The sequence below is a fragment of the Dactylosporangium sp. CA-092794 genome (assembly GCF_050948465.1).
GTDB lineage: Bacteria > Actinomycetota > Actinomycetes > Mycobacteriales > Micromonosporaceae > Dactylosporangium.
Genome location: NZ_CP192044.1, coordinates 4,248,205 through 4,266,991, shown reverse-complemented (window position 1 = coordinate 4,266,991; position 18,787 = coordinate 4,248,205). Strand labels below are relative to the sequence as shown.

General features: G+C 72.1%; 15 protein-coding genes and 1 pseudogene. 7 read left to right on the top strand and 9 right to left on the bottom strand.

The annotated features are described in order from the left end of the window. The first annotated feature begins 142 nt into the window (after positions 1-142). The 5 genes from ACQPXD_RS18395 to ACQPXD_RS18375 all read left to right on the top strand — a co-directional run bounded on the left by ACQPXD_RS18395 (position 143) and on the right by ACQPXD_RS18375 (position 4,767). Positions 143-292: a hypothetical protein gene (locus ACQPXD_RS18395; RefSeq protein WP_432840006.1), complete on the top strand. Its 150-nt coding sequence runs from the start codon at positions 143-145 to the stop codon at positions 290-292. A 116-nt stretch (positions 293-408) separates the two neighbouring features. After that, positions 409-969, top strand: a complete 561-nt coding sequence (locus ACQPXD_RS18390; protein ID WP_432840004.1) for a 2-oxoacid:acceptor oxidoreductase family protein — start codon at positions 409-411, stop codon at positions 967-969. Then, positions 966-2,135, top strand: coding sequence for a transketolase C-terminal domain-containing protein (locus ACQPXD_RS18385; protein WP_432840002.1), 1,170 nt, complete (start codon positions 966-968; stop codon positions 2,133-2,135). The genes ACQPXD_RS18390 and ACQPXD_RS18385 overlap by 4 nt, the downstream gene beginning before the upstream one ends. A 12-nt stretch (positions 2,136-2,147) precedes the next feature. Continuing rightward, positions 2,148-3,152: a thiamine pyrophosphate-dependent enzyme gene (locus tag ACQPXD_RS18380; RefSeq protein WP_432840000.1), complete on the top strand. Its 1,005-nt coding sequence runs from the start codon at positions 2,148-2,150 to the stop codon at positions 3,150-3,152. Beyond that, positions 3,145-4,767 carry an NAD(P)-binding protein gene (locus ACQPXD_RS18375; protein ID WP_432839998.1) on the top strand — a complete coding sequence of 541 codons (1,623 nt, stop codon included), beginning with the start codon at positions 3,145-3,147 and terminating at the stop codon, positions 4,765-4,767. The genes ACQPXD_RS18380 and ACQPXD_RS18375 overlap by 8 nt, the downstream gene beginning before the upstream one ends. A 261-nt stretch (positions 4,768-5,028) precedes the next feature. Here ACQPXD_RS18375 and ctaD read toward each other — a convergent pair whose 3' ends face one another. From ctaD to ACQPXD_RS18345, 6 genes and pseudogenes are all read right to left on the bottom strand, one after another. Then, positions 5,029-6,729 (bottom strand): aa3-type cytochrome oxidase subunit I, encoded by a 1,701-nt coding sequence (gene ctaD / locus ACQPXD_RS18370; protein ID WP_432839996.1) that lies wholly within the window; start codon positions 6,727-6,729, stop codon positions 5,029-5,031. Beyond that, positions 6,726-8,288, bottom strand: coding sequence for a Rieske 2Fe-2S domain-containing protein (locus ACQPXD_RS18365; protein WP_432839994.1), 1,563 nt, complete (start codon positions 8,286-8,288; stop codon positions 6,726-6,728). Before ACQPXD_RS18365 ends, ctaD begins: the two co-directional genes overlap by 4 nt. Next, positions 8,288-9,244 carry an acyl-CoA desaturase gene (locus ACQPXD_RS18360; protein WP_432839992.1) on the bottom strand — a complete coding sequence of 319 codons (957 nt, stop codon included), beginning with the start codon at positions 9,242-9,244 and terminating at the stop codon, positions 8,288-8,290. The genes ACQPXD_RS18365 and ACQPXD_RS18360 overlap by 1 nt, the downstream gene beginning before the upstream one ends. Before the next feature lie 153 nt (positions 9,245-9,397). Continuing rightward, entirely contained in the window at positions 9,398-10,384 is a 987-nt protein-coding gene (locus ACQPXD_RS18355) for an ABC transporter ATP-binding protein (RefSeq protein ID WP_432843892.1), read from the bottom strand. A gap of 39 nt (positions 10,385-10,423) precedes the next feature. Continuing rightward, positions 10,424-12,151, bottom strand: a pseudogene (locus ACQPXD_RS18350) (dipeptide/oligopeptide/nickel ABC transporter permease/ATP-binding protein); the annotation flags it as partial. Next, the gene (locus ACQPXD_RS18345; RefSeq protein WP_432839990.1) at positions 12,144-13,139 is read right to left on the bottom strand and encodes an ABC transporter permease; all 996 of its coding nucleotides are present in this window, start codon (positions 13,137-13,139) and stop codon (positions 12,144-12,146) included. The gene ACQPXD_RS18345 and the pseudogene ACQPXD_RS18350, both read right to left, overlap by 8 nt. A 98-nt stretch (positions 13,140-13,237) precedes the next feature. Between ACQPXD_RS18345 and ACQPXD_RS18340 the strand changes: the two genes are divergently transcribed. Then, complete coding sequence (locus tag ACQPXD_RS18340) at positions 13,238-14,905, top strand: ABC transporter family substrate-binding protein (RefSeq protein WP_432839988.1); 1,668 nt, start codon at positions 13,238-13,240, stop codon at positions 14,903-14,905. A 34-nt stretch (positions 14,906-14,939) separates the two neighbouring features. Here the strand turns inward: ACQPXD_RS18340 and ACQPXD_RS18335 are convergent, their stop codons facing one another. Genes ACQPXD_RS18335 through metX form a run of 3 tightly spaced genes read right to left on the bottom strand, consistent with a single transcriptional unit; the run spans position 14,940 to position 17,931 of the window. Beyond that, positions 14,940-15,422, bottom strand: coding sequence for a CoA-binding protein (locus ACQPXD_RS18335; protein ID WP_432839986.1), 483 nt, complete (start codon positions 15,420-15,422; stop codon positions 14,940-14,942). Further along, positions 15,419-16,729 carry an O-acetylhomoserine aminocarboxypropyltransferase/cysteine synthase family protein gene (locus tag ACQPXD_RS18330; RefSeq protein WP_432839984.1) on the bottom strand — a complete coding sequence of 437 codons (1,311 nt, stop codon included), beginning with the start codon at positions 16,727-16,729 and terminating at the stop codon, positions 15,419-15,421. Before ACQPXD_RS18330 ends, ACQPXD_RS18335 begins: the two co-directional genes overlap by 4 nt. Beyond that, positions 16,726-17,931 (bottom strand): homoserine O-acetyltransferase MetX, encoded by a 1,206-nt coding sequence (metX, locus tag ACQPXD_RS18325; RefSeq protein WP_432839982.1) that lies wholly within the window; start codon positions 17,929-17,931, stop codon positions 16,726-16,728. The genes ACQPXD_RS18330 and metX overlap by 4 nt, the downstream gene beginning before the upstream one ends. A gap of 86 nt (positions 17,932-18,017) precedes the next feature. Between metX and ACQPXD_RS18320 the strand changes: the two genes are divergently transcribed. Then, positions 18,018-18,566 carry an OsmC family protein gene (locus ACQPXD_RS18320; protein ID WP_432839980.1) on the top strand — a complete coding sequence of 183 codons (549 nt, stop codon included), beginning with the start codon at positions 18,018-18,020 and terminating at the stop codon, positions 18,564-18,566. Positions 18,567-18,787: the final 221 nt, after the last annotated feature.

The following is an 18,787-nucleotide window of genomic DNA, read 5'->3' as shown; positions in this document are numbered from 1 at the left end:
CCCGTGCCGGGCACACGGGCCGAAGGTCACCCGATTGCGGGACCGCCCGGCCCGCCCGTTCCCGGCGGCCGCCGATGGGACCTTCGACCCTGCCGGGCCCCGGTCGCCGCCCCACCATTGGCGATGGAAGGAGGTGGATGCGATGAGACGCACTTGGCGCGACGGCGTGGCGACGGTCCACACGGCCGTGCGGCGGGCCTGCACCACGGCCCGGCGCGCGTGGCGGCCGGACGCGGACGAGCGGCTCGAACTGCACAAGGACGAGCTGCCGCCGCGGCTCAACGTCGGCTGACCCACGCCCGAGCCGGCCCGCCGGTGCGCCGGGTGCGCGCCGGCGGGCCTTTGGTCCCGCCGGGCCGGGGTCCGCGGGCACTGGGCCGGGCGCGACCGGCGCGGTCCGATGGACGCATGTTCTCGGTACGGATCCACGGGCGCGGCGGTCAGGGCGTGGTCACCGCCGCCGAACTGCTCTCGGTCGCCGCGCACGCCGGCGGCCGGTATGCCCAGGCGTTCCCCAGTTTCGGCTCGGAGCGCACCGGCGCGCCGGTGGTCGCGTTCTGCCGGGTCGACGACCGGCCGATCCGGCTGCGCGAGCCGGTGCTGCGCCCGGACGGGCTGATCGTGCAGGACCCCACGCTGCTGCACCAGATCGACGTGTTCGCCGGCCTCGAGCCGGCCGGCTACGTCCTGCTCAACGCCGCCGCGCCGGTCGCGGATCCGGGCCTGCCGCCGGGGCATTTCGCGGTGGTACCGGCGACCGAGCTCGCCCTGACCCACCTCGGCCGGCCGGTGCCGAACGTCGCGCTGCTCGGCGGGTTCGCCGCGCTGACCGGGCTGGTGCCGATCGACGCGGTCGTCGACGCGATCCGGGCCCGGTTCGCCGACCGGCTGGCCGACGGCAACGTCGCCGCGGCCCGCGCCGCCTTCGACCTGGTCCAGGCCGACCGACCCAGTGGAGCGCTGCGATGACCGTCCAGCTCGAGGGATCCCGCGGCGTCGCCGAGACCGTCGCCGCCTGCCGGCCCCAGGTGATCTGCGCCTACCCGATCTCGCCGCAGACCCACATCGTCGAGGCGCTCAGCGTGCTGGTGAAGTCGGGCGCGCTGCCCGGCTGCGAATTCGTCAACGTGGAGTCGGAGTTCGCCGCGATGTCGGTGGCGATCGGCGCCTCGGCGGTGGGCGCGCGGGTCTACACCGCGACCGCCAGCCAGGGGCTGCTGTACATGACGGAGGCGCTGTTCAACGCGGCCGGGCTGGGGCTGCCGATCGTGATGACGGTCGCCAACCGGGCGATCGGGGCGCCGATCAACATCTGGAACGACCACAGCGACGCGATGAGCCAGCGCGACTCCGGCTGGCTGCAGCTCTACGCCGAATCCAACCAGGAGGCGGCCGACCTGCACGTCCAGGCGTTCCGGCTGGCCGAGGAGCTGTCGCTGCCGGTCATGGTGTGCATGGACGGCTTCGTGCTCACCCACGCGTTCGAGCCGGTCGACCTGCCCACCCGCGAGCAGGTGCGGGCGTACCTGCCGCCATTCGTGCCGCGGCAGGCGCTGGACCCGGCCGACCCGGTCACCATCGGCGCGATGGTCGGGCCGGAGGCCTACACCGAGGTGCGCTACCTCGCCCACCGCACGCACCTGCGCGCGCTGGAGCGGATCCCGCAGCTGGGCGCGGAGTTCACCCGCGTGTTCGGCCGGCCCGGCGCCGAGCTCGTCACGCCGTACCACGCCGACGCCAACACCGTCGTCGTCGCGCTCGGGTCGGTCCTGGGCACGCTGAAGGACACCGTGGACGACCTGCGCGCCGCCGGGCGCTCGGTGGGCGTGCTGGGCATCACCACGTTCCGCCCGTTCCCGTTCGCCGCGGTCCGCGCCGCGCTGGCCGGCGCCCGGCGGGTGGTCGTGCTCGACCGGGCCCTCGCGGTCGGCGTCGGCGGGGTGGTGTCGGCCGACGTCGCCACCGCGCTCGCCGGCGTCGACGTCGCCCGGTACACCGTCATCGCGGGTCTCGGCGGGCGGCCGGTCACCAAGGCGTCGCTGGCGGCGATGCTCACCGACGCGGCCGGCGACCTGCTCGACCCGCTGACGTTCCTCGACCTCGACACCGACCTGCTCGCCACCGCCGAGCGCTGAGAGGGGTACACCATGCCGGCGCAACGCGTGAAGTTCTACCAGACCGGCAGTTTCGTCGTCGGCAACCGGCTGCTGGCCGCCGACGACCGGTCCGTGCAGTCCGACGCGGCCCGCAGCAACGCCATCACCTCCGGCCACCGCGCGTGTCAGGGCTGCGGCGAGGCGCTCGGCGCCCGGTTCGTGCTCGACGCGGCGATGCGCGCCACCGGCGGCAAGCTCGTCGCCGTCAACGCCACCGGCTGTCTCGAGGTCTTCTCCACCCCGTTTCCGGAGTCGTCGTGGCGGGTGCCGTGGCTGCACTCGCTGTTCGGCAACGCCCCGGCGGTGGCGGCCGGGGTCGCGGCGGCGCTGCGGGCGCAGGGCCGCACCGACATCCGGGTGATCGGGCAGGGCGGTGACGGCGGTACCGTCGACATCGGCTTCGCCTGCCTGTCGGGCATGTTCGAGCGCAACGACGACGTGTTGTTCGTCTGCTACGACAACGAGGCCTACATGAACACCGGCGTGCAGCGCTCCGGCGCCACCCCGCCGGCCGCCCGCACCGCGACCACCGACGCCGTCGGCCCCGAGCCGGGCAACGCCTTCGGCCAGGGCAAGAACGCGCCGCTGATCGCGCTGGCCCACGACATCCCCTACGTCGCCACCGCCACCGTCGCGGACCTGCGCGACCTGGAGTACAAGGTGGACCGGGCCATGCGGGTGCGCGGCGCCCGCTACCTGCACGTGCTGGTGCCCTGCCCGCTGGGCTGGGGCAGCGAGTCCTCGGCGACGATCCGCATCGCGCGGCTGGCCACCGAGTCCGGGCTGTTCCCGGTGTGGGAGGCCGAGCACGGCACCATCACCGCCGCCACGCCGATCCGCCACCGGGTCCCGGTCGAGGAGTACCTCCGGCCGCAGAAACGCTACGCGCACCTGTTCCGCCCCGAGCCGCACCGCGACGTGCTCGACCGCATCCAGGCCATTGCCGACCGCAACATCGCGCGGTTCGGCCTGCTCCCGGGAGCCTCCGATGAGTGAGAAACCGTTCGCCATCACGCTGGGGGTCGGCTCGAGCCTGGCCAACAAGACCGGCGCGTGGCGCACCAAGCGGCCGGTGTACGCCGACCGCATGCCGCCGTGCAACGACGCCTGCCCGGCCGGCGAGAACGTCCAGCGCTGGCTCTACGACGGCGAGGACGGCGGCTACGAGCAGGCCTGGCGGCAGATCATGCTGGACAACCCGTTCCCGGCGGTCATGGGCCGGGTCTGCTACCACCCGTGCCAGACCGCCTGCAACCGCGGCAAGCTCGACGAGGCGGTCGGCATCAACGCCGTCGAGCGGTTCCTCGGCGACGAGGCGCTCAAGCAGGGCTGGCGCCCGCCGACGCCAGCGCCGCCGACCGGGCACCGGGTGCTGGTCGTCGGGGCCGGCCCGTGCGGGCTGGCCGCGGCGTACCATCTGGCGCTGCTCGGCCACGCGGTGACCGTCCGCGACGCGGGCCACGAGGCCGGCGGCATGATGCGCTACGGCATCCCGGCCTACCGGCTGCCCCGCGACGTGCTCGACGCCGAGATCGCCCGGATCGCCGGCCTCGGCGTGACGATCGAGCTCGGGCGGCGCGTCGACGACCCGGTCGCCGCGCTCGCCGACTTCGAGGCCGTCTTCCTGGCCATCGGCGCCCAGCTGGCCAAGCGCGCCTACGTGCCGGCCGGCGAGTCGGCCCGGGTCCTCGACGCGCTGTCGGTCCTGCACGGCATCGCCGAGGGCGAGCCGCCGCGGCTGGGCCGGCGGGTGGTCATCTACGGCGGCGGCAACACCGCCGTCGACGTGGCCCGCAGCGCCCGCCGGCTCGGCGCCACCGACCCGGTCATCGTCTACCGGCGCACCCGCGCGCAGATGCCGGCCAACGCCGAGGAGGTCGACGACGCCATCGCCGAGGGCGTGCGGCTGCGCTGGCTGTCGACGATCGCCTACGCCGACTCGGGGCGGATCACGGTGGAGCGGATGCGCCTGGACGAGCGCGGCTTCCCGCAGCCGACCGGCGAGGTGGAGGAGCTGGCCGCCGACTCGGTCGTGCTGGCGCTGGGCCAGGAGGTCGACCGGTCCATCGTGGACGGCTCGCCCGGCATCGCCGTCGTCGACGGCGCGGTGCAGGTCGACGCGCACCGCATGACCGGCTACCCGGGCGTCTTCGCCGGCGGCGACATGGTGCCGTCGGAGCGCACGGTGACCGACGCGGTCGGCCACGGCAAGCGCGCCGCCCGGGAGATCGACGCCTGGCTGCGCGGCGCGGCGGCCGAGGCCGCGCCGCGCCCCGGCCTGGCCGGCTTCGAGCGGCTGAACACCTGGTACTACAGCGACGCCCCGGCCACCGTGCGGCCCCGGCTGGACCTGGCCCGGCGCGCCTCCACCTTCGACGAGGTGGTCGGCGGCCTGGACGGCGCCACCGCGCTGTTCGAGGCGCGCCGCTGCCTGTCCTGCGGCAACTGCTTCGAGTGCGACAACTGCTTCGGCATGTGCCCGGACAACGCGGTGATCAAGCTGGGCCCGGGCAACCGCTACGAGATCGACCTCGACTACTGCAAGGGCTGCGGCATCTGCGCCGCCGAGTGCCCGGTCGGCGCGATCGACATGGTCCGCGAGGAGCTCTGATGAACCCGGGTCAACCCGGCGCGGCGAGGGCTGCGCCGGACCCCGCCGGCCGCGTCCGCCGGCGCCGGCCGCTGTGGAGCGCAGCGTAGCGACGGGAAGTCTCCGCGATCATGCTGTGGCCGCCGCCGACACCAACGGTTTTTCATGATCGTGGAGTGGTGATGTACCCCCGTGTACCGCAAGTCTCCGGGATCATGGCAAACCGGTGTGCGGCCACCGCGCGCGCCATGATCGCGGAGACATACGTCCGCGCCTAGGCGTTCATTCGTGCTGTTGCGCCGTTGCGGGGCCGCCCACCGCGGTCAAGCCGCCGGAATCGCGCTCGGAGCCGTGGCGGGCGTCGAAGGCGGGGCGCTCGGAGCGGATCCGGGGCATGCGGTCGAAGTTGCGCAGCGGCGGCGGGCACGAGGTGGCCCACTCCAGCGAGTTGCCGTGGCCCCACGGGTCGTCGACCTCCACCACCCGGCCGGCCCGGTAGGAGATCCACACGTTGTAGAGGAACGGCAGGGTGGAGACGCCGAGGATGAGGGCGCCGACGGTGGAGATCGCGTTGAGGGTGGTGAAGCCGTCGGTGGCGAGGTAGTCGCCGTAGCGGCGCGGCATGCCCTCGTTGCCCAGCCAGTGCATGCCCAGGAAGGTGGCGTGGAAGCCGATCAGGGTGAGCCAGAAGTGCACCTTGCCGAGGCGCTCGTCGAGCAGGCGGCCGGTCATCTTCGGGAACCAGAAGTAGACGCCGGCGAAGACCGCGAACACGATCGTACCGAAGAGCGTGTAGTGGAAATGGGCCACCACGAAGTAGGTGTCCGACACGTGGTAGTCGATCGGGGGGCTGGCCAGCAGCACCCCGGACAGCCCGCCGAAGAGGAACGTGGTCAGGAAGCCGATCGAGAACAGCATCGGGGTCTCGAACGTGAGCTGGCCGCGCCACATGGTCCCGATCCAGTTGAAGAACTTGATCCCGGTCGGCACCGCGATGAGGAACGTCAGCAGCGAGAAGAACGGCAGCAGGACCTGGCCGGTGGCGTACATGTGGTGCGCCCACACGCTCAGCGACAGCCCGGCGATGGCGAGCGTGGCGATGACCATGCCCTTGTAGCCGAACAGCGGCTTGCGGCTGAACACGGGCACGACCTCGGAGACGATCCCGAAGAACGGCAGGGCGATGACGTACACCTCGGGATGGCCGAAGAACCAGAACAGGTGCTGCCACAGCACCGGCCCGCCGGTGGCCGGGTCGAACACGTGCGCGCCGAGCATCCGGTCGGCGAGCAGCGCGAGGCCGGAGGCGGCCAGGAACGGGAAGATCAGCAGCACCAGCAGCGCGGTGACCAGGATGTTCCAGGTGAAGATCGGCATCCGGAACAGCGTCATGCCGGGCGCGCGCAGCGTGATGATGGTGGTGACCATGTTGACCGAGCCGAGGATGGTGCCCAGGCCGGAGACGGCGACGCCGACGATCCACAGGTTGGCCCCGACGCCGGGCGAGTTCGCGGCGCTGGTCAGCGGCGAGTAGGCGAACCAGCCGAAGTCCGCCGCGCCGCCCGGGGTGATGAACCCGATCATGGTCAGCGACCCGCCGAACAGGAACAGCCAGTACGAGAACGCGTTGAGCCGCGGGAACGACACGTCGGGCGCGCCGATCTGCAGCGGCACGATGTAGTTGGCGAAGGCGAACACCACCGGTGTGGCGAAGAACAGCAGCATGATCGTGCCGTGCATGGTGAACAGCTGGTTGTACTGCTCCAGGGAGAGGAACTGCAGGCCCGGGTGGGCCAGTTCGGCCCGCATGAGCAGCGCCATGATCCCGCCGACGGCGAAGAACGCGAACGAGGTGACGAGGTACATCAGCCCGATCTGCTTGGCGTCGGTGGTGCGCAGCAGCCGGGCCAGCGCCGATCCGCGGGGCGCCCGCTGCACCGGGGCGGAGCGGACGGCGATCGGCTTGGGCGTCAGGGCGGTCATGAGGTCTCTCCGGCGGGGTGGTGGGCGCGGCCGGCCCGGATCTGGTATCCGGCGGTGGTGAGGCAGCGGCCGGTGGGCAGGTCGAACCGCCAGCCGTGCATCTGGCAGGTCAGGACGGCGTCGTCGAGGCGGGCGAAGCGGGCCAGGTTGGCCTTCAGGTGGGGGCAGTGCCGCTGCACGAGCCAGTCGCCGACCTCGATGTCCTCGTCGTCGGTGTCCTGCTCGGCGTACCAGCCCTCGGCGTACTGCAGCCGCTCGGCGCTGAGGCACTTGAAGAACGTGTAGAGGTACTCGTTGTACTGCCCGATGCGGGCCGCGGTGAAGCGGCAGGACAGGAAGAGGCTGTTCACCCAGTCCGGTTCGCCGGTGTACAGCAGGTGCTCGACCAGGCGCCGGCCGGTGCGGAACCGGTAACGCACCTTCTCCTCGCCGGCCGCGCGGACCTCGCGGGCCGGGAAGTCGAACAGGATGCGGTCGGTGACCCGGCCGTCGTCGTCGGTGAGCTCGAGGCGCACCGGCCCCCCGATGCCGTCGGCCAGCCGTTCGCTCTGCGCGAGCAGCGGGTGGACCCGCCGCTGGAGCTCGGCGAGGACGTCGATCTCCGGGTGCCGCCAGGACGCCTTGGCCGCCTCGATGGCCGGCCGCTGCCGCCGCTGGTAGTCGCGCAGGTAGGCCTCCTTGCCGTCGAAGAACGCGCGGACGTCGGCGACGGGCTGCACGACGTCGCAGCCGCCGGGGGTGACCGTGGCCGTGGTGCCGGGCAGCAGGATGACCGCGTTGTCCCGGCCGAGCTTCTCGTAGTGGTCGGCGAAGACCTGCTGGTCGGGGAAGATGTTGCCCGGCTCGGTGCCGAGGTCGTTGTTCGGCCACAGCTCGTCGTCGAGGAAGCACGGCGGCCCGGCGATCGGGAAGACCCGGTCGGCGGCCAGCTCGTCGATGTAGCGCAGGCTGCGGTCGAACTGCCGCTCCCGCTTCTGCACGCCGAACGCCCGCTTGGCGGCCTCGGGCAGCTCGTACACCATCGGATACCAGATGGCGCCGGAGAACTGCAGCATGTGCGCGTGCACGTGGCCCAGTGCCGCGAACACGGACAGGTCCCGCGGGCGGGCGTCGTTCTGGTTGAGCAGGCGTACCCCGCCGTGCTCCACCCACAGCGACGAGTCGCCGATCGGCCCGTCGGTCGGCGACACCAGCGCCTGGATCATCACGGTGAGCCCGCCGTCGAGGGCGACCGGCTCGTTGCTGCGGGTGCGCAGGAACGCGGTGAAGCCCAGCTCGCGCAGCTCGTCCTCGAGCTCGCGGGTCGGGTACTCGGGCAGCAGCACGGTCGCCCGCTTGGACACGTGCCGGCGCAGGTTCTCCGCGTCGAAGTGGTCGCGGTGCAGGTGCGAGACGTAGAGGTAGTCGCAGCGGCCCAGCCGCTCCCAGTCCAGCCCGGAGTTGTCCGGGAACGGGAACCAGGAGGCGAAGAACGCCGGGTTGACCCACGGGTCGCACAGGATGCTGCCGGCCGCGGTCTCGATGAGCATGCCGGCGTGGCCGGTCCCGGTGATCCGCATCAGGGCAGCCGCCTCGCCGCGATCCGGGCCGGGTCGGGCCAGCGCACGTCCCACACCCAGCCCAGCCGCTCCCAGATGCGGATCAGCCGGGCGCTGGGGTCGAGCTGGAAGCGCAGGACCCCGTGCCGGGCGCTGGTCGGCTCGGCGTGGTGCAGGTTGTGCCACGACTCCCCGAACGACGGCAGGGCGAGCCACCACACGTTGGTGGAGCGGTCCCGGGAGGCGAACTGCTGCTTGCCGAAGACGTGGCAGATCGAGTTGACCGACCAGGTGACGTGGTGCAGCAGGCCGATGCGCACCAGCGAGCCCCAGAAGAACGCGGTCAGCGCCGCCTGCCAGGACATGCCGATCAGGCCGCCGAGGGCGGCGGGCAGCAGCAGCGAGACGGCCACCCACAGCGGGAAGGTGCGCGACACCCGCACGATGTCGCGGTCGGCGAGCAGGTCGGGCACGTAGCGGCGCAGCGGCGCCTGCACGGGCGCGAACAGCCAGCCGACGTGCGACCACACCAGCCCGCGGGCGATCGCCCAGGCCGACGTGCCGTAGCGCCACGGCGAGTGCGGGTCGCCGTCGCGGTCGGAGAACTGGTGGTGCATGCGGTGATCGGCGACCCACCGGACCACCGGCCCTTCCAGCGCCATGCTGCCGGCGACGGCGAGCGCGACGCGCAGGCCGCGGCCGGCCCGGAAGGAGCCGTGGGTGAAGTACCGGTGGAAGCCGGCGGTGACCCCGTAGCCGGTCACCACGTAGAACACGGCCGCGATCGCCACGTCCCGCCAGCCGATCCCCCGCCCCCAGGCCACCCAGACGGCGGCCGGCACCGCGAGCGACGGCACCGCGATGAACACCGCCAGCACGAGCCGCTGCCACGGCCCCTGACGGTCGGCGCTCAGCGTGCCCTCGACCGCGGCCCCGTCGCCGGCGTCGACCGCCGTGGGCACCGCAACTTCCGCCATGAACGCGAACCCTCCAGACCCGCCGCACCATCGGCGGCGACGGGCTCAGCGGACCATCTGCCCGGATGGGCGATGCAGGGCCGCACGTCCCACCCGGCCAGGGCCGACAGTCCCGATCCGGACAGGACCTGTGACGTTCCCCGGAGGCGCCCGTCACACTCCACCGGTGTGGTGACAGGCGGCGCGGTGGGCGGCGCCGGTCATCGGGGGATCGGTGGTCTCGCAGGGTGCCTGCCCGGCCTGGTCGAGGGTGGGGTACAGCGGGCAGCGCGGCCGGAACCGGCAGCCGGTGGGCCGCACGTCGGCGGCGGGCGGGTCGCCGGGCAGCAGGATGCGCTCGCGGGTGCGCTCGGCGGCGGGGTCGGGGACCGGGACGGCGGACAGCAGGGCCCGGGTGTAGGGGTGCAGGGGGCGGCCCAGCACGCCGGCGACCGGGCCGGTCTCGACGGTGCGGCCGAGGTACATGACACTGACCACGTCCGCGATCCGGGCGACGACGGCCAGGTCGTGGGTGACGAAGAGGTACGCCAGGCCGAGCTCCGCCTGCAGCCGGGCGAGCAGGTCCAGCACGCCGGCCTGGACGGTCACGTCGAGGGAGGAGACCGGCTCGTCGAGGACGAGCAGGTCCGGCTCGACGCTGATGGCCCGGGCGATGGCGATGCGCTGGCGCTGGCCGCCGGAGAACTCGTGCGGGAAGCGGCGGGCCAGGGACGGCTCCAGGCCGACGAGGCGCAGCACCCGGGTCACCCGGGCGCGGACCCGGGCGGGGTCGTAGCGCTGGGCGAGCATCGGCTCGGCGATCGCGTCGCCGACCGGCAGGCGCGGGTCGAGGCTCGCGAACGGGTCCTGGAACACCAGCTGCATGCGGGCGCGCAGCGCGGAGCGGTCCGCGGCGGTGAGCGTCCGGTCCACGGTCCGGCCGAACAGCTCGATCGTGCCGCCCTCGGGCGGCTGCAGGCCGAGGATCTCCAGCAGGGTGGTGGTCTTGCCGCTGCCGGACTCGCCGACGAGCGCGTGTGTCTGTCCCGGGTGGACGGTGAGGTCGACGCCGTCGACGGCGTGGACGGTGCCGACCCGGCGGGGGAAGACCCGGCCGCGGTGCACGCCGAAGGTGCGGCGCAGGCCGGTGACCCGCAGCACCGGCGGGCCGGCGGGCGGGCGGCGCGGGGTGAACGCGGCGTCGAGGCGGGGCTGCGCGGCGAGCAGCTCGCGGGTGTAGGGGTCCGCGGGCCGGGCGTACACCTGCTCCACCGGCGCGTGCTCGACGATCCGGCCGGCGCGCATGACGGCGACCGTGTCGGCGATGCCGGCGACCACGCCGAGGTCGTGGCTCACCAGCACCAGGGCGGCGCCGGTGGCCTCGCGCACGTCCCGGAGTACCCGCAAAATCTGCGACTGCACGGTCACGTCGAGGGCGGTGGTCGGCTCGTCGGCCAGGATGAGGTCGGGGTCGTTGGCCATCGCCATGGCGATCATCACCCGCTGCCGCATGCCGCCGGAGAGCTCGTCGGGGAACGCGCGGGCGCGCAACTGCGGCGAGGGGATGCCGACCAGGCGCAGCAGGTCGACGGCGCGGCGGCGGGCCTCGGCCCGGGGCACGTCCCGGTGGGCGAGGACGGCCTCGGCGAGCTGGTCGCCGATGCGGTACACCGGGCTGAGCGCCGACAGCGAGTCCTGGAAGACGACGGCGGCGACGTTGCCGCGCAGCCGCCGCAGGGTGCGCGGCGCGGCGCCGACGACCTCGGCGCCGGCGAGCGCGACGCTGCCGGAGACGGCGGCGCCGGCGGGCAGCAGGCCCATGGCGGCGAGCACGGTGACGGACTTGCCGGAGCCGGACTCGCCGACGATGCCGAGCACCTCGCCGCGCCGGACGGTGAGGTCGATGCCGTCGACGGCGGGCGGCCCGTCGCCGAAGCTCACCCGCAGATCCCGCACGGCGAGCACCACCCCGTCCCCGGTGCCGGTGTCCGAAGTGGACGGAGGCGGCGCGGCCGGCCGCGGCCGGGGCGTGCGGGACGGGCGGGAGCGGGGGTCGACGGCGTCGCGCAGGCCGTCGCCGACGAGGTTCACCGCGAGGACGAAGACGATCAGCAGCCCGGCCGGGAAGAAGAACATCCACGGGTCGGTGACGGCCGACGAGGTGCCGTCGGCGATGAGCGTGCCGAGGGAGACGTCCGGCGGCTGGACGCCGAAGCCGAAGTACGACAGCGACGCCTCGGTCATGACGGCGGAGCCGACGGCCAGGGTGGCGTCGATGACGAGGAACGACGTGGTGCTCGGCAGCACGTGCCGGGCGATGATGCGCGGCCCGGAGACGCCCATGAACCGGGCCGCCCGGACGAACTGCAGCTCCTTGAGGGAGATGGTGAGCGACCGGACGATCCGGGCCGAGATCATCCAGCCGAAGACCGCGAGCAGCCCGGCGAGGCCGACCCAGCCGCTGGTGCGCAGCCGGGGCGACACGACGGCGACGACGAGGAACGACGGGAAGACCAGCAGCAGGTCGACGACGAGGACGAGGGCGCGGTCGGTCCAGCCGCCGGCGTATCCGGCGACGGCGCCGACGAGGGCGGCCAGGGCGGTCGCGACGACGGCCACGGCCAGGCCGATGAGCAGCGACTTCTGCAGCCCGTGGAGGTCCTGCGCGAACACGTCCTGGCCGATGCCGTTGGTCCCCCACCAGTGGGCCGCGGACGGCGCGGCGCGCAGGGCGGTGTAGTCGATGTCGCGGTACGACCAGTGCGTCAGGTGCGGCCCGGCGAAGGCGAGCACGAACAGCAGCGCGACGATGGCGGCCCCGGCCAGCGCCGCCCGGTCGCGGCGGAACCGGCCGGCGACGACCCGCAGCCTGGTCGGCGGCGCCTGCCCGGCCTCGTCGGCAACCTCGGCGGCGAGGGTGTCAGCCACGGCGGCCGCCGAGCCGGACCCGCGGGTCGAGCAGGGCGTGCAGCACGTCGGCGAGCAGCCCGGCGAACAGGACGGTGACCGCGGCGAACAGGTTGACCGCGACGACCGCGTTGACGTCGTTGTTGTTCACCGAGTCGATGAACCACTCCCCCATGCCGTGCCAGCCGAACACCTTCTCGGTGAACGTGGCGCCGGTGAGCACGCCGAGGAAGCCGAACGAGAAGAACGTCGACATCGGGATGAGCGCGGTGCGCAGGCCGTGCTTGACCAGCACCCGGCCGCGGGAGAGCCCCTTGGCCTCGGCGGTGCGCAGGTAGTCGGCGCCGAGCACGTCGAGCATGGCGCTGCGCTGGTAGCGGCTGTAGGTGGCGAGCGCGACGAGCCCGATGGACAGCGTCGGCAGCAGCAGGTGCACCGCCCGGTCGGCGAACACGGCCGGGCCGGAGCCGGTGAGGCCCAGCGTCGACTCGCCGGTGAACGCGATGAGCTGCCGGCCGCTGGCCTGGTTCACCGCGATCGCGCCGATCTTGAGCAGGACGGCGATGAGGAACGTCGGCGTGGACAGCAGCAGGAAGGCGACCAGGGTGAACGCGCGGTCGGAGAGGTGGTACTGCCGGACCGCGCTCCACGCGCCGGCCGAGACCCCGGCGCCGATGCCCAGCGTGGTGCCGAGCACGAGCAGCCGCAGGCTGACCCCGATCCGCCGGCCGAGCTCGGCGTTGACGGAGGTGCCGGTGATGCTCACGCCCAGGTCGCCGCGGGCGGCGCGGCCGGCCCAGCCGGCGAAGCGCTCGACGACCGGCTGCCGGTCGTCGAGGCCGATGGCGCGCAGCTGCCGGTCGACCTGCGCGGCCGGCGGCGGGGGCAGCCGGGCCTGGAAATACGCCCGTGGCGACAGCGCGGTGGCCGCCAGCATGTAGGACAGGAACGCGGCCGAGAGCAGCAGCACGACGTAGTACGCCAGCCGCTTGGCAAGGAACCCTACCACTACACCTCCAAATTAACGTTCATCATATCGATGTACGTAACAGAGGATGTATACCTATAAAGCCTACAAGGTATGAACTAGGGCGAGAGGCGGGTTCGATGAGGAACTCCACGGGGCTGGCCGTGGCCGCGCTGCTGCTGGCCGGCGCCGGCCTGACGGCGTGCGGCGGCGCGGACGGCGGCGCGTCCGCGCAGCACAGCGCGGCACCGAAGACGGGCAGCAGCGACATCAACCCGCAGCCAAGAGACAGCCTGCGCAAGGGCGGCACGCTGAAGCTGTCGATCCAGCAGTGGATCACCCAGTACAACATCGGCCAGGTCGACGGCACGCAGGGCGACGGGCAGGCGATCCTGGGGCTCACCCAGCCGGTGCTGTGGTTCCTCGACGACAACGGCGTGCCGTCGGCGAACCCCGACGTGCTCGTCTCCGCCGACGTCGCCAAGGCCGGGGCCGGCCAGATCGCGACGTACCACATCAATCCAAAGGCCACCTGGTCGGACGGCACGCCCATCACCTGGCAGGACTTCGCCACCCAGTGGAAGACCCTCAACGGCACCGACGAACGGTTCCAGGTCTCCACCACGACCGGCTACGACGTCATCACCGCCGTCGAGCGCGGCGCCGACGACCGGACCGCGAAGGTGACGTTCAAGACGCCCTACGCGGACTGGCAGTCGCTGTTCACGCCACTGCTGCCCGGCGAGGCCCTCGACACGCCGGAGGAGTTCAACACCGGCTGGATCGAGAAGATCCCGGTATGGGGCGGCCCGTGGAAGATCGGCAACCTCGACAAGACCACCCAGACGATCACCGTCGTGCCGAACGAGCAGTACTGGGGCACCAGGCCGCTGCTGGACTCGATCGTGTTCCGCGCGCTGGACTCCACGGCCATCACCGAGGCGTACCTCAACGGCGAGATCGACCAGGCACCCGGCCGGCAGCCCGACGCCTACCGCCGCCTCGCCGGGTCGGCCAACACCGTCATCCGCACCGGCGGGCGCTGGGACGAGACGCAGCTGACCATCGGCCGCAACGGCCCCCTCGCCGACGTGCGGGTGCGCCAGGCGATCCAGAGCGCCATCGACCGCACCGCGCTGGCCACGGCCCAGTCCGCCGGCCTGCCGTTCAAGGTCAACACGCTCGGCAGCCACTTCTTCATGCCCAGCCAGGACGGGTACCGCGACAACAGCGGCGACGCCGGCCGGTTCGACCTCACCCACGCCAAGCAGCTGCTCGACCAGGCCGGCTGGGTCGCCGCCGCGGACGGGCAGACCCGCACCAAGGACGGCGCGCAGCTCAAGCTCGTCTACGTGGTCAACGCCACCGGCAGCACCGACCAGGCGCAGCTGATCCAGAACATGCTGGCCCAGGCCGGCATCGCGGTGGAGCTGCGCAAGGTGCCCGGCAACGACTTCTTCGCCAAATACGTCAACATCGGCGCCTTCGACCTGGTCGTGTTCCGCCAGGTCGACAACATCTACCCCTCACTGCTGTTCCCGGTGTACCGCAGCGACGGCGACCAGAACTACGGCCGGGTCGGCACGCCGGAGATCGACAAGCTCCTCGATCAGGCCGGCGCGGAGACCGACCGGGCCAAGGCCGTCGACCTGCTCAACCAGGCCGACGTGCTGCTGTGGCAGGCCGGGCACTCGGTGCCGCTGTTCCAGACCCCGCAGATCAACGCCGTCCGGCCCACCCTGGCCAACTTCGGCTCGTTCGGGCTGCGCAGCGAGCGGCAGTACGTGGACGTCGGCTTCACCAAGTGATCGCGTCGTCCGCGGCGGGCTGTGCGATGGAGCGTTATTGCAGCCCGCCGCGGACCGCGGTGATGCGCTGGGTGTTGAACCCCAGCCAGTGCATGCGGCCGACGTACCGCGCGTGCTCGACCTTCAGGCAGCGGTCCATGACGACCGTCACGCCGCCCTCCTCGGCGATCCGCGCCCCCTCCTCGTTGATCACGCCGAACTGGCACCACAGCGCGCTCGCGCCGATCGCCACGGTGTCGCGGGCGATGCCGGGCAGCGCGTCCGGGGCGCGGAAGACGTTGACGATGTCCACCGGCACCGGCACGTCCGTGAGGCTCGGGTAGCTGGTCTCGCCGAGGATCTCGCTCACCCGCGGGTTGACCGGGATCACCCGGTAGCCGTGGCGCTTGAGGTAGTACCCGACGAAGTAGCTGGCCCGCAGCTCGTTGTTGGACAGGCCGACGATCGCGATGGTGCCGGCGCCGTGCAGCACCCGCTGGATCGTCAGCGGATCCTGATACCGGGCGAGATCCGTCATGCCGTCACTCCCAGCTGCTTGGCTACGTTGGCGAAGCCTTGGTCGAGGTCCCACAGCAGGTCGTCGACGGACTCCGTGCCGACCGACAGCCGCACCGTGCCCGGCGCGACGCCGGCCGCCCGCAGCTCCTCGTCGCTGAGCTGGCGGTGCGTGGTGCTGGCCGGGTGGATGATCAGGCTCTTCGCGTCGCCGACGTTGGCCAGGTGGGACCACAGCGTCACGCCGCGGATGAGGTCCTGCCCGCCCTCACGGCCGCCGGCGCAGTCGAACGAGAACACCGCGCCCGCCCCGCGCGGCAGGTACTTCTCCACCAGCGGCCGGTAGGTGCTGCCCGGCAGGCCCGGATACGTCACGTTCTCCGCGAGCTCGTGCGACTGCAGGAACTCCGCGACCGCGAGGGCGTTGGTGACGTGGCGCTCCATGCGCAGCGACAGCGTCTCCAGGCCCTGCAGGAACAGGAAGGCGTTGAACGGCGAGAGCGCCGCGCCGAGGTCGCGCAGCGTCTCGGCGCGCAGCTTCATGAGGTACCCATACGTGCCGAACGTCTCGTGGAACTGCAGGCCGTGGTAGGCCGGCGACGGGTCGGCGACCACCGGGAAGCGCCCGTTGGACCAGTCGAACGTGCCCGCCTCGACGACCACGCCGCCGATGCTCGTGCCGTGGCCGCCGATGAACTTCGTCGCCGAGTGGATGACGATGTCGGCGCCCCACTCGATCGGCCGGCACAGATACGGCGTGGCGAACGTGTTGTCGACGACCAGCGGCAGCCCGTGCTCGTGCGCGATGCCCGCCACCGTGGCGATGTCGAGCACGTTGCCCGACGGGTTGCCGATCGTCTCGCCGAAGAACGCCTTGGTGTTGTCCCGCACGGCCTTGCGCCACGCGTCCGGGTCGTCGGGGTCGACCCAGGTCAGCTCCACGTTCATCTTGCGCAGCAGGTGCTTGAGCTGGTTGACCGTGCCGCCGTACAACGCCTGGGACGAGACCACGTGATCGCCCGGCTGCAGCAGCGTGAACAGCGCGGCCGCCTGGGCGGCGATCCCGCTGGCGAACGCCACCGCGCCGGCGCCGCCCTCCAGGTTGGCGACCCGCTCCTCGAAGACCGCGACCGTCGGGTTCATGATGCGGGAGTACGTGTTGCCGTACTCCTGCAGGTTGAAATACGCCGCCGCGGACTCCGGGTCCTCGAAGACGTAGCTCGTGGTCTGGAAGATGGGCACCGCCCGGGCGCCCGTGTTGGGGTCGGGGCGCTGCCCGGCGTGCAGCTGCCGGGTCTCGAACCCGAAGTCGCGGGCCTGCTCGGTCACGACTCGTCCTCCCCCAGGAATCGACGGATGATGGGCGTCTGGCGCGCCTCTTCCAGCAGGAAGCAGTCGTGGCCGTAGGGCGCGTCGATGACGTGGTACTCCACCGGCTTGCCCAGGCCGCGCAGCGCGTCGTGGATCTCGCCGGAGGCGACCGGCGGATACAGCCAGTCGGAGCTGAACGCGATGAGCAGCGTGCGGGCCTTCGCACCGGCGAGCGCCGCGGCGAGCGAGCCGCCGCCGTGCTGCCGGGCGAGATCGAAGTAGGTCAGCGCGCGCGACATGTAGAGGTAGGTGTTGGCGTCGAAGCGCCGCACGAACGAGTCGGCCTGGTGGCGCAGGTAGCTCTCGACCTCGAACTCGGCCTCGGTGATCGTGTAGCGCACGTCGTCGGCGGACTGCAGGCGCCGGCCGAACTTGTCGTCGAGCGCCACCCCGGACAGGTAGGTGATGTGGCCGACCATCCGGGCCACGCCCATGCCGGCCTCGGGCGCCCGGCCGGTCCCGTGGTAGTGCCCGCCCTGCCAGTCCGGGTCGCGCATGATGGACTCGCGGGCGATCGCATTCCAGGCGACGCCCTGCGGGTGCAGCGCGTGCGTGCTGGCGATCGCCACGACCGCGTCGACCCGGTCGGGGTAGAGAATCGCCCATTCGAGGGCCTGCATGCCGCCCAGCGACCCGCCGGCCACCGCCGCGAGCCGCTCGATGCCGAGCAGGTCGAGCAGCGCCTTCTCGGTGCGCACCATGTCGGCGACGGTGATGACCGGGAAGCCGGAGCCGTAGGCCCGCCCGGTCGCCGGGTCGATCGACGCCGGCCCGGTGGTGCCGCGGCAGCCGCCGAGCAGGTTGGTCGACACGACGTAGAACCGGTCGGTGTCGAACGCCTTGCCCGGCCCGATCATGCCGTCCCACCATCCGAGACCCCGGCCGGCCGTGCCGTCGCGGTCCTCGGCCCCGAACCCGTCGCGGGTGCTCTCCCCCGGCGCGGCCGACCGGCCGGCCGCGTGGGCGTCGCCGCTGAGCGCGTGGCACACCAGGATGACGTTGTCCCGATCGGGCGAAAGCGTGCCATAGGTCTCGTAGGCCACGCGAACCGGATGCAGGCTTTGTCCGCAGTCAAGCGGCACCGGGTGGGGGAGATCGGCGTACTGTGTCTCGACGAGACCGACGGAACCGGCGTTTGCACGCGTCGAGGCTGGTCCCATGCCCGCGATCATAGCCGGAACCGTTCGGCCGATGTACTGTCAACCATCCCGATCGGGATTATGGGATAGATCGAAGGGAGCGTCACATGACCACGGTTGAGAACGGCGTCAACGTGCAGGCCCTGCTCGACGCGCGGACGGCGCTCAAGGACGCGCCGGAGGCGGCGCAGTTCACCTGGCGGGCGTCGTCCAAATGGACGAACGGCGTGCACAGCACCACCCGCGTCCAGCAGTTCTTCGGCCTCGGCCAGGAGCAGAGCCACAAGTCGGAGTCGGTGTTCGACGCCGACCACCCCGAGGTCTTCGCCGCCGAGGACAACGGCATCACGCCGATCGAGTTCCTGCTGGTCGGCCTCGCCGGCTGCCTGACCGCGGGCGTGGCCTCGGTCGCGCAGAACCGCGGCATCCAGCTGCGCTCCGTCGAGTCGGTCGTCGAGGGCGAGCACGACATCCGCGGCATCCTCGGCGTCGACAGCGACGTGCGCAACGGCTTCAACAACATCAAGGTGACCTTCCACATCGACGCCGACGCGTCCAAGGAGGACATCGAGGCGCTGGTCGCCCAGTCACAGAAGCGCTCCGCCGTCTTCGACGCCCTGACCAACCCGACCGACGTGACGGTCGAAGTCGCCTGACCGTCGCCACCCGGTCACACTACGCTACGCGTTTTTTGGCGCATGCTAGCGTTGCGAAGAGACCGGAGCGGGACCGCGAGACCTGTGCTTCCCCTGTGCATTTGGGCCTGACTTTCTTGGATTTGACGGCCTGAGCATTTGGGCCTGAGTTTTCCGGGGCCTGAGTTTTGTTGGGGGCCTGAGTCTTCGCGGCCTGAGTTTCTGGGGGCCCTGGGTTTTCG